The sequence below is a fragment of the Sphingobium sp. FW306-1B-F04DB genome (assembly GCF_058781925.1).
Genome location: NZ_JBYSXE010000054.1, coordinates 1 through 13,601 on the forward strand (window position 1 = coordinate 1; position 13,601 = coordinate 13,601).

9 protein-coding genes are annotated in these 13,601 nt (G+C 64.6%); 7 read left to right on the forward strand and 2 right to left on the reverse strand.

Features of this window, described 5'->3' with window-relative positions:
* Positions 1 to 34 precede the first annotated feature (34 nt).
* The 7 genes from AC3WJD_RS18425 to AC3WJD_RS18455 all read left to right on the forward strand — a co-directional run bounded on the left by AC3WJD_RS18425 (position 35) and on the right by AC3WJD_RS18455 (position 11,728).
* Entirely contained in the window at positions 35 to 1,468 is a 1,434-nt protein-coding gene (locus tag AC3WJD_RS18425) for an aldehyde dehydrogenase family protein (RefSeq protein WP_492748195.1), read from the forward strand.
* Between the two features lie 108 nt (positions 1,469 to 1,576).
* Complete coding sequence (locus tag AC3WJD_RS18430; RefSeq protein WP_492748215.1) at positions 1,577 to 2,974, forward strand: multiheme c-type cytochrome; 1,398 nt, start codon at positions 1,577 to 1,579, stop codon at positions 2,972 to 2,974.
* Positions 2,974 to 4,944: a heme-binding protein gene (locus AC3WJD_RS18435; protein WP_492748196.1), complete on the forward strand. Its 1,971-nt coding sequence runs from the start codon at positions 2,974 to 2,976 to the stop codon at positions 4,942 to 4,944. The genes AC3WJD_RS18430 and AC3WJD_RS18435 overlap by 1 nt, the downstream gene beginning before the upstream one ends.
* Positions 4,945 to 5,015: 71 nt before the next feature.
* On the forward strand, positions 5,016 to 6,923 hold the full coding sequence (locus AC3WJD_RS18440) for a hypothetical protein (RefSeq protein ID WP_492748197.1): 1,908 nt from the start codon (positions 5,016 to 5,018) through the stop codon (positions 6,921 to 6,923).
* Between the two features lie 89 nt (positions 6,924 to 7,012).
* Complete coding sequence (locus AC3WJD_RS18445; protein WP_492748198.1) at positions 7,013 to 11,062, forward strand: LVIVD repeat-containing protein; 4,050 nt, start codon at positions 7,013 to 7,015, stop codon at positions 11,060 to 11,062.
* Between the two features lie 88 nt (positions 11,063 to 11,150).
* Positions 11,151 to 11,417, forward strand: a complete 267-nt coding sequence (locus AC3WJD_RS18450; RefSeq protein WP_492748199.1) for a hypothetical protein — start codon at positions 11,151 to 11,153, stop codon at positions 11,415 to 11,417.
* 182 nt (positions 11,418 to 11,599) lie between these two features.
* Complete coding sequence (locus AC3WJD_RS18455) at positions 11,600 to 11,728, forward strand: entericidin A/B family lipoprotein (RefSeq protein WP_492748201.1); 129 nt, start codon at positions 11,600 to 11,602, stop codon at positions 11,726 to 11,728.
* Positions 11,729 to 11,745: 17 nt separating this feature from the next.
* Here AC3WJD_RS18455 and AC3WJD_RS18460 read toward each other — a convergent pair whose 3' ends face one another.
* Both AC3WJD_RS18460 and AC3WJD_RS18465 read right to left on the reverse strand, forming a co-directional pair.
* Entirely contained in the window at positions 11,746 to 12,219 is a 474-nt protein-coding gene (locus AC3WJD_RS18460; protein ID WP_492748203.1) for an OsmC family protein, read from the reverse strand.
* A gap of 14 nt (positions 12,220 to 12,233) precedes the next feature.
* Positions 12,234 to 13,556 (reverse strand): acetyl-CoA hydrolase/transferase family protein, encoded by a 1,323-nt coding sequence (locus AC3WJD_RS18465; RefSeq protein WP_492748204.1) that lies wholly within the window; start codon positions 13,554 to 13,556, stop codon positions 12,234 to 12,236.
* Positions 13,557 to 13,601 lie beyond the last annotated feature (45 nt).

The following is a 13,601-nucleotide window of genomic DNA, read 5'->3' on the forward strand; positions in this document are numbered from 1 at the left end:
CCCCTCCCCTGAAGGGGAGGGGTGGAGATTATCGATGACCCAACTCAAAGACACCTACCCGCTCTATCTGAACAACAAGGCGGAGCAGCCCAACACCGATCTCGAGGTCACCGACAAATATACCGGCAAGGTCGCCTTCCGCTGCGCGCAGGCCGATGCGAAGACGATCGACGCGGGCATCCAGGGCGCGGTCGATGCCGCGGAGCCGATGGCGCGGATGGCGAGCTATGAGCGGCAGGCGGTGCTGCAGCACTGTGTCGATCGCTTCAAGGAGCGCTTCGACGAGCTGGCCTATGCGCTGTGCGTCGAGGCGGGCAAGCCGATCAAGGATAGCGAGGGCGAGGTCGGCCGCCTGATCGACACCTTCCGTATCGCCGCCGAGGAATCGGTGCGAATGACGGGCGAGGTCCAGCCACTCGACATCTCACCCCGCGCCAAGGGCTATCAGGGTATCTGGAAGCGCGTGCCGATCGGCCCCTGCTCCTTCATCTCGCCCTTCAACTTCCCGCTCAATCTCGCCGCGCACAAGATCGCGCCCGCGCTCGCCGTCGGCTGCCCCTTCGTGATGAAGCCCGCGAGCCGCACGCCGCTGGGCGCGCTCATCATGGGCGAGGTGCTCGCCGAGACCGATCTCCCCAAGGGCGCCTTCTCGATCCTGCCCGCGCACCGCGAGGGCGCCGACCTGTTCACCGAGGATGAGCGGCTCAAGCTGCTCAGCTTCACCGGTTCGCCCGCCGTCGGCTGGGACCTGAAAGCCAAGGCGGGCAAGAAGAAGGTCATCCTCGAGCTTGGCGGCAATGCCGCGGTGATCGTCGATCGCGACGCCAATCTTGAGGACGCGCTGGACCGCGTGATCTTCGGCGCCTTCTACCAGTCAGGGCAGAGCTGCATCGGCGTCCAGCGCATCTTGATCCACGCCGATGTCTATGACCGCTTCCGCGACATGCTCGTGGCGAAGACCGGCACGCTCGTCGCGGGCGATCCCAAGGATCGCAAGACCTTTGTTGGCCCGATGATTTCGGAGGGCGAGGCAAAGCGCCTCGACACCTGGATTGAGGAGGCGGTTGCCAAGGGCGCGAAGCTCCTCTGCGGCGGCAAGCGCGACGGCGCGATGCTCGAGGCGACATTGCTCGAAAATGTCGACCGCAACACCAAGCTCAATATCGAGGAGGCCTTCGGCCCAGTGGCTTTCCTGATAAAGTTCAACACGTTCGATGAAGCGCTTCGCATCGCGAACGACAGCAAGTTCGGGCTTCAGGCGGGTGTCTTCACGCGCGACCTGTTCCAGATGTTCGACGCCTGGGACCAGCTCGACGTCGGCGGCGTCGTCATCAACGACGTCCCCAGCTACCGGGTCGACAACATGCCCTATGGCGGCGTCAAGGATTCGGGCCTCGGCCGCGAAGGCGTCCGCTTCGCGATGGAGGACATGACCGAGATCAGAAACCTTGTGATCCGGCGCACCTGACGCTTGCCTCGAATCCGCTAAGTCTACATAAACTGTCAAAAAATTCCGGGTCGCACCGCACGGGAATACATGCCGGCTTCAGGGGTCGGAAACGGGGACATGTGGCGCATGGGTGCTGGGGGGACGTTCGTCCAGAGGGTTGCGGGGCTTTGCCTGCTGATCGCGCTCGTCGCGATGGCGGCGATTGCGCTCGGCATCGGCCTGTCGCCCTCCACCCCGCCTGCGAGCGCACAAAGCCCAACAAAGGGCGTGCATCTCGGCGTCGCCTCGTGCAGCGGATCGACCTGCCATGGCCGTCAGGAGGCCGACGGCAAGATCGTCCGGCAGGACGAGCTAATGCGCTGGCAGGAGCCCTCGATGCCGGGCGGGGCACACAGCCGCGCCTTCAATATTCTCTCCAGCGCGCGCAGCCAGCAGATCGCGCAACGGCTGGGAATCGGCGCGGCGACGTCGGCGCCGATGTGCCTTGGCTGTCACTCAGCGCCCGCGAGCCAGAGGGGGCCGCGTTTCCAGGCGGGCGACGGCGTCGGCTGCGAAAGCTGCCACGGCGCAGCGTCGGGCTGGATCGCGGCGCATTATTCGGTGGGTGCCAGTCACAAGCGCAACGTCTCGCTGGGCATGGTGCCGCTGGAAAATCCGCGCGCGCGTGCCTCGGTCTGCCTCGACTGTCATTTCGGCAGCGCCGATGAGGGCCAGTTCGTCAACCACCGCATCATGGCGGCCGGGCATCCGCGCATCTCGTTCGAGCTCGACCTGTTCTCGACGCTGCAGCAGCATCATGACGAGGATGGAGATTATGCTGCGCGGAAAGGCCGCACCAACAATGTCCGTTTCTGGGCCGTGGGCCAGGCGATGGCGCTCGACCGCGCGCTCAGCCTCTATGCCAATCCCGGTCTCGGCCAGGAGGGTGTATTCCCCGAATTCTATTTCTTCGACTGCCACACCTGCCACCGCCGCATCTATGACGGCGAGGACGCAGTGAAGACGGGCGTTCGCAACCCGGCGCGGGCGATCCCCGAAGGCATGCCCGCCTTCAACGACGAGAGCATGATCATGCTCTCGGCCGCGGCGCGCGTCGCCGCGCCGGGGCTGGCGCAGCGCTTCGACGCCGACAGCCGCGCCTTTCACGCGGCACTCGCGCAGAACCGGGGCGCCGCGCTGGCGGCCGCGGGCAAGCTGCGCGCCAGCGTCAACGCGCTCGCCGACGCGTTCAGCGCCGCACGCTTCGATCGCGCGCAGACCTTCACGATCATCGAGACGGTCGCGGGCGAGGCGATTTCGCCCCGCTACACCGATTATGAAGGCAGCGTGCAGGCGGTGATGGCGGTCGACACGCTGCTCAACGCACTGGTCAATTCGGGCGCGATTTCGAATGGAGCGGCGAGCGCGATCCGCCCCGACATCAACGCCGCCTATGCCGCGGTGAAGGACCCCAATAGCTACAAGCCGCTCGAATTCCGCCGTTCGCTGGGCAGCGCGGTCAGGACGATCAGGACACTCAGGTAATGCGTAACCACCTCCCCGCGCTGCTTGCGGGCGCAGCCCTGATCCTGAGTTCCTGCGGCGGCGGCGGTGGCGGCGGCACGCCCACGCCGACCCCGACGCCTGCGCCGACACCCACGCCCACCAGCCTCTACACCGCCCCTGCACAGGAGGCGCTGACCATCGCCGAGGTGCAGCAGATCATCGCGCAGGCAGCGGCCGAAGCGCAGGCGCGTGGGCGCCCGGCGAGCATCGCGGTGGTCGACCGCGTCGGCAATGTGCTGGGCGTGTTCGTGATGAACGGGGCGAACCCCAATCTCGCCGTGCCCCGCCCCGCCGATGGCAGCAGCTTCGATCTTCAGGGCGTCAACGTCCCCGGCGCGGTTGCGGGCGCGATCGCGAAGGCGATCACCGGCGCCTATCTCTCGTCGGGCGGCAACGCCTTCACGACACGCACCGCCAGCCAGATCGTGCAGGAGCATTTTCCGCCCGCCCCGAGCACCGTGGGACTGGAATCCGGGCCCCTCTTCGGCGTGCAGTTCAGCCAGCTCCCCTGCTCCGATCTCTCGGCACGCTTCATGGCGGGCGGCGGTGCTGCGGCACTGATCGGCCCCAAGCGCTCCCCGCTCGGCTTGTCCGCGGATGCAGGCGGCATTCCGCTCTACAAGAACGGGGTTGTCGTGGGCGGGATCGGTGTGATGGCCGACGGCGTCTACAGCTTCGACCCCGATATCCTCGACACCGACAGCGACGATGAGGAATTCATCGCGGTTGCTGGAACGACGGGTTTTGCCGCACCCGATACGATCCGCGCCAACCGGATCACCGTCGACGGTACCTCGCTGCGCTATGCTGACGCGACACCCGCAGGCCTGAAGAGCAATCCCGCCACCGCGCCCGGCTTCACCGCGATCAACGGTAGCGCAGGCGCGCTCACCAGCGTCAACGGCTATTACAATGCTGCGGGCGGCGTGCTGGCCGGCGTGGCGTACGGCACCGAAGCTTCGGGCATCCGCCGCGCCACCGCCGCCGAGTTCGCCAACAGCGACGCCTTCGTTCTCACCAATGGCGCGGGCGCCAACCGCTATCCGATCCGCGCCGGAACCGATGGAGGCGCAATTTCCGCGCCGATCAGTGCCGCCGAGGCGCGTGCGATCCTTGAGGAAGCCCTTGCGGTGATGTCGCGCGCGCGTGCGCAGATTCGTCAGCCGCTCGACAGCCGCGCGCAGGTGACGATCTCGCTGGTCGACACGCATGGCGCGGTGCTCGGTATCGTCCGTTCGCCTGACGCACCGATCTTCGGCACCGACGTTTCGCTGCAAAAGGCGCGCACCGCAATGTTCTTCTCGAACGCGCAAGCGGGCGCACAGCTTCTCGGCAACCCGAGTGCAGACGTGCAAAGCTTCGTCGGCAGGGCACGGACCTTCTTCAACAACCCGGCCATTCTGACGGGCACGCATGCCTTTGCGGACCGTGCCATCGGCAATGTCTCGCGGCCCTATTTTCCCGATGGCGAGGTCGGCCGCCCCAACGGCCCCTTTTCGCGTCCGATCGCGAGCTTCAATTCTTTCTCGACGGGGCTCCAGTCGGCGCTGATCAAGGACAATATCCTGCAGCATGTCGGCTTCATCCTCGGCGCGGGGCCCGACACGCCGCAGCGCTGCACCGCGACGCCGGACGCGGTGGCGGGGCAGAACCGGTTGCAGAACGGCATCCAGATCTTCCCCGGCTCGGTGCCGATCTATCGCGGCAGCCAGCTTGTTGGTGGGATCGGGGTCTCGGGCGACGGCATCGATCAGGACGACATGATCAGCTTCCTCGGCCTGCACAACGCAGGTCTGCGCGTCGGCGGCGTGGGCAATGCCGCGCCCGCGATCCGCTCGGACCAGATCACGGCTGCGGTCGGCAGCCAGCAGGTGCGGCTGCGCTATATCAGCTGCCCGTTCGCGCCGTTCCTCGGTTCGACACAGCAAAATGTGTGTCAGGGGCTGTGAGGATGAGCCGCGACACCTCCGCTGGCGTCATCCCAGCGAAAGCTGGAATGACGTGGAAGGGGGGATAGGCAATGGCGCTACCCGCCTCCTTCATGCCGCTTCTGGCCACCATGTCGGGCAATGCCGCGGTCATGGAAGCCGAGGGGCTGCCCGCGGACCTGATCGAGGCCCGGCTCACCACCAGCTTCGCGGGTGAGCGGGAAACCCCGGCAGCGGGGCAGGACGTCGCGCAGCCTGAATCCGAGATCGAGGCCGATGAAGCGCTGATCGAAGGCCGCAAGCGCCCAGGCCAGCAGCGTCGCCTGCCCGACAAGGTCACGCAGGAAAATCCCGGCGCAGTGCGTCCTCCGCCGCCCGAGGCCTTTCCGACCGACAGCTTCCCCGTGCCCGATCGCTGGCGGCTGATCGAGAGCCTCGGCCTCGTCAAGGAACGCTGGTTCGATCCCTATCACCAGAACACACTGAAGGGTGATCGCCCGATCAACCGGAACAAGGTAAAGTGGCTTCCGATCAAGGAGGACGACTGGTTCTTCGCGCTGAACGCGGTGTCCGACACCGTGGTCGAGCCGCGCAGCTTCCCGATCCCCGTCGGCGTCCAGACCACCGACCGGCCCGGCAGCAACGATGTCTTCGGCCGCACCAACAGCCTCGTGCTAGCCCAGACCTTCATCGTCGGTGCGGCGCTGATCAAGGGATCGACCGCGTACAAGCCGCCCGATGTCGAATACCGGCTGACGCTGACCTATCAGGTCAATCATGTCGATGTTCCCGAACGCCGCGTGCTCTTCGTCGAGCCCTCGAAGCCGACGCACCGCACCGACGATTTCCTCGGCGTGCAGGAAGCGTTCATCGACTATCACCTCGCGAACACCTCGGATCGCTACGATTTCCGTTCGATCCGCGTGGGCATCCAGCCGTTCAACATGGATTTCCGCGGCTTCCTGTTTCAGGACAACCAGCTCGGCATCCGCCTGTTCGGGAACCGCGACAACAACCGCTTCCAGTTCAATCTGGGCGCGATCTGGCGGCTGGAGAAGGACACCAATTCGGGGCTGAACGACGTCACGCAGAGCCCGCGCGACGACTGGACGCTGTTCGCCAACGTCTTCCGGCAGGACTTCCCCTTTCCCGGCTTCACCAGCCAGCTGTCGGCAACGCTCAACATCAACCGCGAGGCCGATGACATCGAGATCGACGACAACGGTTTTCCCGTTCGCCCGGCACTGATCGGCGACCTGCGCGGGCGCGACTATGACATCGGCTATATCGGCTATTCGGGCGACGGACGCATCGGGCGGATCAACCTGACGCACTCGCTATACGCCGCGCTGGGCGAGGACCGGAACAGCATCTTCACGGGCAAGAAGGCCGAGGTCCGCGCATATTTCGCCGCTGCCGAGGCGAGCTATGACGTCGACTGGGCACGCTTCAGGCTTTCGGGGCTGTTCGCGAGCGGTGACGGCGATCCCTACGACAATGTCGAACGCGGGTTCGACGCGATCTTCGAGAACCCGATCTTCGCGGGTGCCGACACCAGCTACTGGATCCGCCAGACGATCCCCTTTGCGGGCGGCGGGCGCGTGATCGGCATCCAGGGGCGCAACGGCGTCCTCAATTCGCTGCGTTCTTCCAAGGAGCAGGGCCAGTCCAACTTCAACAACCCGGGTACGATGCTGGTGGGCGCGGGGGCCGATTTCGACCTGACGCCCGAATTCCGCCTGTCGGGCAACGTCAACCATCTCTGGTTCCACAAGACCGAGGTGCTGCAGGCGCTCAGGAACGAAGGATCGATCCCCAACGATATCGGCTGGGATCTTTCGTCGGCCGCGATCTGGCGCCCCAAGGCGACGCAGAACATCGTGCTGCGCCTCTCCGGCGCGGTACTCGATCCCGGCAAGGGCTTTCGCGACCTCTTCACCAATGCGCGGCGCGATGACCGCTATTATTCCGTCCTCATGAACGCAATCGTGACCTTCTGATGCGCTGGCTATCCTCCTTGCCCTCCATGTCATTCCCGCGAAAGCGGGAATCCATGAACACGGAGTTTTATGCTGAAGGTGCAGTGTTCATGGATTCCAGCCTTCGCTGGAATGACGCCAGGGGAAGCCGCTGGAGGAAGCTGACCACGTTCTTTGCCTTCCTCCTTATCCCCTCTACAGTCTCGATAGCCGCCGAAAAGGAAAAGCCGGTCAAGCGCGTCTATGTCTTCACCGCGCCGGCGCCACAGACGCAGGAACCTGAGGACGCCGCGCGCAAGTCCGAGGGGTGCCTCAGCTGCCACACCGCGTCGGACGCACCGACGATGCATACCAGCCCCGCGGTCCAGCTCGGTTGCACCGACTGCCATGGCGGCGATCCCATGGTGCGCGGCAATTCGGAGTTGCCGCACAACGCGCCCGCCTATCTCGCCGCACGCGACAAGGCGCATGTGCTGCCGCGCTTCCCCGCGAGCTGGCACTGGCCGAGTTCGGCCAACCCCAAGGCCAGCTACACGCTGTTGAACCGTGAGAGCCCCGAGTTCATCCGCTTCGTGAACCCGTCGGACTATCGCGTCGCGCGCGAAAGCTGCGGTGCGTGCCATATGGAGGTGATCGAGGCATCCGAGCGTTCGCTGATGGCGTCGGGTGCGATGCTCTGGGGTGGCGCGGCCTATAACAACGGCATCATTCCGTACAAGAACTATGCATTCGGCGAAGCCTATACGCGCGACGGCCAGCCCGCGAAAATCGTCTCGCCGGGCGAGCCGCACGGCACCGTTACCCCCGAGCAGAAGAAGCGCGGCGCGCTCGCCGAGCTATACCCGCTCCCGACGTGGCACGTGATCCCGCCCGGCGACATCTTCCGCGTGTTCGAGCGCGGCGGGCGCAATATCGGCACGCAGTTTCCCGAGATCGGCCTCCCCAATACCGGCGGCATCATCCAGCGGCTCGAAGAGCCCGGACGGCCCGACCTCAAACAGTCCAATCGCGGCCCCGCCACTGGCCTGCGCGTCGCGATCCCCGTGCTCAACATCCACAAGACGCGCCTCAACGATCCCTTCACCTGGATGATGGGGACCAACGATCAGCCCGGCGACTATCGCCATTCGGGCTGCGCGTCGTGCCACGTGATCTACGCCAATGACCGCGAGCCGCGGCACAGCCTGATCTACGCGCAGTACGGCCGCGACGGGCAGAGCGTCACGGTCGATCCGACGATCAGGGACAAGCTGGAATCCGAACATGACGACGAGCACGGCTCGGGCCATGGCGCGGTCAAGCAGCCGGGTGAAGCACACAAGGAAGCGGTGAAGGAAAAGGGCCACCCGCTCCAGCACGTGTTTACGCGCCAGATCCCCACCGCGCAGTGCATGAACTGCCACATGCACCAGCCCAACATCTTCCTGAACAGCTATCTCGGCTACACCATGTGGGACTATGAGTCCGACGCGCCGCTGATGTGGCCGGAAAGGCAAAAATATCCGACCGCGGCCGAAGTTCACACCGTTCTTGACCGCAATCCCGAAGGCGCGGCACCGCGCGGAAGATGGGCCGATCTCGAATTCCTCCGCCGCGTCTATGACGATGTGAATCCCAAGGCGAAGGACACGCAGTTCGCAGATTATCACGGCCATGGCTGGAACTTCCGCGCGATCTACAAGCGTGACCGCGAGGGCAATCTGCTCGACGCCGAGGGGAAGATCGTCTCTCCCGACGACCCTGAGAAGTTCAGGAAGAAGGACGCCGCCGAATTCGTCCAGCCCGGCGAGCAGAAGGGCAAGGCGGTCCATATGATGGACATCCACGCCGAAAAGGGCATGCAGTGCGCCGATTGCCATTTCGGTCAGGACAGCCACGGCAACGGGCTGATCTATGGCGAGGTCGCCAACGCGGTCGAAATCGGCTGCAAGGATTGCCACGGCACCGCCGACGCCTATCCGACGCTGCTGACCTCGGGGCCCGCGGCGCGGCCGCAGGGCAACAACCTCGCGCTGCTGCGCAACGCCGACGGCCAGCGCCGCTTCGAATGGTATTATGACGCGAGCGGCAACCGTGTGCTGATCCAGCGCTCGATCGTCGATCCCAGGCTCGAATGGCGGGTGTCGTTGGTCAAGGATTCGGTCGACCGCAACAACCCACATTTCAACGCCAAGGCCGCGCGCGCCAAGCTGATGAGCCGGACCGGCATTGAGACCGGCAAGTATGGCTTCGGCCCCGGCGTTGCCAAATCCGACCGCGCGCATAGCGATGACAACATGGCCTGCTTTACCTGCCACCTGTCGTGGACCACCTCGTGCGGCGGCTGCCACCTGCCGATCGAGGCCAACTGGAAGACGAAGAGCCACAAGTACGACGGCATCGAGAGCCGCAATTTCGCGACCTACAACCCGCAGGTCGCGCGCGACGAGATGTTCCAGCTTGGCCGCCACCAGACGACCAAGGGCAATATCGTTGCCCCCGTCCGCTCGACATCGGCGCTGGTGCTGTCCTCAACCAACATCAACCGCGAGCGCATCTATGTGCAGCAGCCGCCGATCTCGTCGATCGGCTTCTCCTCACAGGCCTTCGCGCCGCACTTCCCGCACACGGTGCGCAAGACCGAGACCAAGACCTGCACCGACTGCCACCTCTCGGCTGCGAACGACAACAACGCAGTCATGTCGCAGCTCATGCTGCTCGGCACCAATTTCGTGAACTTCGTCGGGCTTCACGCCTGGACTGGGCTGGAGAACGGCTTCGAAGCGGTGCGCGTGACCGAATGGGACGAGCCGCAGGCAGTGATCGGATCCTATCTCCAGCGCTATGCCTATCCCGATTACTGGAAGCTCCACGTCGACCGGAACAAGCGCGAGCTGATCGACTGGACGCGCGGCAAGACCTTCGACAAGCGCGGCTCGGGCGAGACGCACGCGCTCGAGGAATTCCGCAATATCACGCAGGGCACTGGGGGTGCGGTCGGATGCCTGCAGCTCCGCGGCGAATATATGCTCGTCGCCGAGGGCAAGGGCGGCTTCCGCGTCTATGACGTCGCCTCGATCGGCAACAAGGGCTTTTCCGAGCGCATCGTCACCGCGCCCTTCTCGCCGCTTGGGCAGGACATGCAGGTCAAGTCGACCAACGCCACCTGCATGGCGATCGCGACCAACCAGCCGATCAATCCGCTGCGCAACACGCCCGAAATGCGCGCGATGAATGAGGAGCAGCCCTTCCACGCGATCTACAATTACGCGGTGGTGACCGACAGCGTGGAGGGCCTGATCCTCGTCGACATCAACACGCTCGCCGACGGTGAATTCCGCAACAATTTCCTGAAGCGCGCGGCGACCTGGAACGAGAACAACGTGCTGGCCGGTGCGCGGCACATCACCTTGGCGGGCCACTATGCCTATATCACTGCCGCGGCAGGGCTGGTGGTCGTGGATCTCAACGATCCGCTGAAGCCCCGCTATGTCACCACCTTGCCGCTCAGCGATGCGCGTGCCTCGGCGATCCAGTTCCGCTATCTCTGGGTCACCGATGCCGAAGGGGTGAAGCTGTTCGACGTGACGCGGCTCGACCATCCCGTCGCCGTCCCGTCAGGCACGATCCCGCTCGCCAATGCGCGGCGCCTCTATCTCGCGCGGACCTATGCCTATGTCGCGGCGAATCAGGACGGGCTGGTGATCGTCAACATCACCAATCCCGAAGCGCCCAGGATCTACCGCAAGGAAAGCTTCGGCGGCGCGATGAACGATGCCGAGGACGTGATCGTCGGCTCCACCAACGCCTCGCTCTTCGCCTATGTTGCGGACGGGCGGAACGGTCTCAAGGTCATCCAGCTCACCTCGCCCGACAGCCAGCCCAATTTCTATGGATTCTCTCCGGCGCCCGTGCCCGAACTGATTGCCTGGGCACGCACGCCATCACCAGCGTTGGCGCTCTCCAAGGGCCTCGATCGTGACCGCGCGGTCGACGAGACGGGCGGCCAGATCGCGGTCTTCGGCCGCCTCGGCAGCCGGCCCTTCACGCGACCCGAAATGGAGAAGCTGTTCCTCAACCGCCGCGGCATCCCCTATAAGGTGCGCGATGAAGTGACGATAGAAGACTGGATCCCAGCGCTGGTAGCATCGCGGGATTTGGAGGCGTCCCCGGCCCGCTGAGTATCCGTCGCTGCAGTTTGTCGAAAAACCCTTGCCTGCCCGGCCTGCCGCGGCAAAGAATCTCGCACGTCGCGTCGAGGAGACGGTGATGAGATATGGCTGCCATCTGGCCGTTGTGATCGGGCTGTTAGGCTATGCGCCGATGGCGGTGGTGGCCGAAACCGACGCCAAGCCGAATAATGATCCGGGCAAGCTTATCTGCCGATCCGAGCCCGTGCTCGGCAGCCGCCTTGTCAAAAAGCGCTATTGCCTTACGCGTGCACAATGGGACGAGCGGCGCGCCTCCGATCGGCAGATCATCGAAAGGTCGCAAATGACCCCCTGCATGCCTACGCGCAGTTCCAATTGCTATTAGCTCTGCGTCAATTTCCCCTTTAAAGCCAAATAATTGCGCGACGTCTCTGCAATCAGGCTGCGCCTGGCGAGCATCGCCGCTTTGCGTTCGGCGTCGCAATCGTCGCGGCGGGCCGATCACGTTTGCGGAAACATGTCATCCGACCTTCGTTGACTCACAGCAACAATATGAAGGAGGTCACCATGAAGAAACTTGCTTGGGCGCTTGCGCTGATTGGCGCGCTCACCATTGCTGCGTGCAATACCGTTTCGGGCGCGGGTGACGATCTGCAATCCGCGAGCAACGCGGTGTCCAACGAAATGGACGAATAAGCGCGGACCGGGCGGCGTTACGATGCCGTCCGGATTACGGGCGCGTTCTCGACGGGAAAGTTCATCGAGCGCGCGATGAAGCACATAGCATTGGCCTCATGGTGCAGCGCCTTCGCTTTTCCGGCATCCCCTCCTGCGGCGATTGTTATTTCAGGTCGCAGCACGACGCGGGCGAACTGGCCGGCGCCGCTTCCTTCCTCGATCATCACACCCTCGGCGTGATCCATATAGGAGGTGACGACGATCCCCGCGGCCGAGCAGAGATGCAGATACCAGAGCTGGTGGCAGGCCGAGAGGGATGCAACGAGCATTTCCTCGGGGTTCCAACGTGCCGGATCTCCGCGAAAGCCGGGATCGGACGATGCCGCGATGTCGGGCTTGCCATCTGCGCAGAGCAGGTGGTCGCGACTATAGGCCCTGTATGACGAGGTTCCCGTCCCTTGATTGCCCGTCCATTCGAGCGTGACTGCGTAACGATGTTCCTTGTTCATGCGCTGCGTCCTACTTAGAGCATACCGCGCTCGTAGGCGCCACGTTCGAGATCGTCACGGAACTTCGGATCAGCGATCGAGATCAGCGCCCGCGCGCGTTCACGGATGCTCTTGCCCTTCAGATCGGCCCAGCCATGCTCGGTGACAATGATGTGGACGTCGTTGCGCGGCGTCGTCACGGGCCCATCCAGCCACGGTACGATGCGCGAGACGGCACCCTTCGCCGCTGTCGAGTGGCAGACGATGATCGACTTTCCCCCGCGTGAGGCATAGGCGCCGCGCACGAAATCGAGCTGTCCGCCCGCAGCGCTGAACTGGCGCCCGCGCACATATTCGGAATTGCACGCGCCGCTGAGATCGACCTGAAGCGTCGCGTTGACCGATACCATCCTGTCGTTGCGCGCGATCACCGCCGGGTCGTTCACATAATTGACCGGGTGCGCCTCGAGGTCGCGATTGTCGTTGATGAACTCATAAAGCGCCTTGTCCCCCATCGCGAAGGTGAAGACACCGCGACCGGCATGGATCTGCTTGCGGCTGTTGTCGACCGCGCCCAGCCGCATCAGCGTGGCGAGTTCGGGGGTCATCAACTCGGTATGGATGCCCATGTGCCGGTGGCCGTGCAGCGCGACGCACACCGCATCGGGAACCGCGCCGATTCCCATCTGGAGGCACGCGCCCTCATCCACCAGCCCCGCGATGATAGCGCCGATCACCTCATCCTCGGGCTGGGGCGTGGCGCGGGGCACTTCGAGCAACGGCGCAGCGTTCTCGACGAGCGCGGTCACCTGCGAAACATGGATGATACAATCGCCGTGCACGCGGGGCATGTGCGGATTGACCTCAAGGATCACGCGCTCGGCGGTCCGCGAGACGGGCTGCGCATAGTCAGTGTCGGTGCCGAAACTGAAAAAGCCGTCCGCATCCATCGGAGAGACGGTGGTGACGAGCGTGTCGCACTTGATTGTCTCGCACAGCAGCCGGGGCACCTGGCTGAATGTCGTGGGAATAAGATCGACACACGCGCGGCCCTGCGCTGCCGCGGTCGCGTCGAGCGCGCGTTCGACCCCGCCATGGAACAGGCTCATCGGCTTCAGCCGCTCCGCCAGCGTTCCGCGCAGCACTGTCTCCCCCGCGATCGCGGTGGAAAGCAGGTAATAGAGTTTCACATCCTCGACCGCGCCCGCCTCAGCCCGCGCGGCTAGCGCGGCTAGAAGCGCGGGCGGCTGCGCCACCCCCAGCGCCATTGCGACCTTCGCGCCAGAAGGGATCGACGCCGCGGCAGCGTCGGGGGACGTCAGGCGCTCGCGATAAAGCGCCTCATGCGGAGCGGACATCGGGCCTCCTGAAAACGGAACCCCGTTTGTTTCATGCAAGCGACG

Coding starts and splice junctions, on each gene's coding strand:
- AC3WJD_RS18440 (WP_492748197.1), top strand. CDS start 5,016: ATGGCGCTACCCGCCTCCTTCATGCCGCTTCTGGCCACCATGTCGGGC.
- AC3WJD_RS18435 (WP_492748196.1), top strand. CDS start 2,974: ATGCGTAACCACCTCCCCGCGCTGCTTGCGGGCGCAGCCCTGATCCTG.
- AC3WJD_RS18460 (WP_492748203.1), bottom strand. CDS start 12,219: ATGAACAAGGAACATCGTTACGCAGTCACGCTCGAATGGACGGGCAAT.
- AC3WJD_RS18450 (WP_492748199.1), top strand. CDS start 11,151: ATGAGATATGGCTGCCATCTGGCCGTTGTGATCGGGCTGTTAGGCTAT.
- AC3WJD_RS18430 (WP_492748215.1), top strand. CDS start 1,577: ATGGGTGCTGGGGGGACGTTCGTCCAGAGGGTTGCGGGGCTTTGCCTG.
- AC3WJD_RS18465 (WP_492748204.1), bottom strand. CDS start 13,556: ATGTCCGCTCCGCATGAGGCGCTTTATCGCGAGCGCCTGACGTCCCCC.
- AC3WJD_RS18455 (WP_492748201.1), top strand. CDS start 11,600: ATGAAGAAACTTGCTTGGGCGCTTGCGCTGATTGGCGCGCTCACCATT.
- AC3WJD_RS18425 (WP_492748195.1), top strand. CDS start 35: ATGACCCAACTCAAAGACACCTACCCGCTCTATCTGAACAACAAGGCG.
- AC3WJD_RS18445 (WP_492748198.1), top strand. CDS start 7,013: ATGGATTCCAGCCTTCGCTGGAATGACGCCAGGGGAAGCCGCTGGAGG.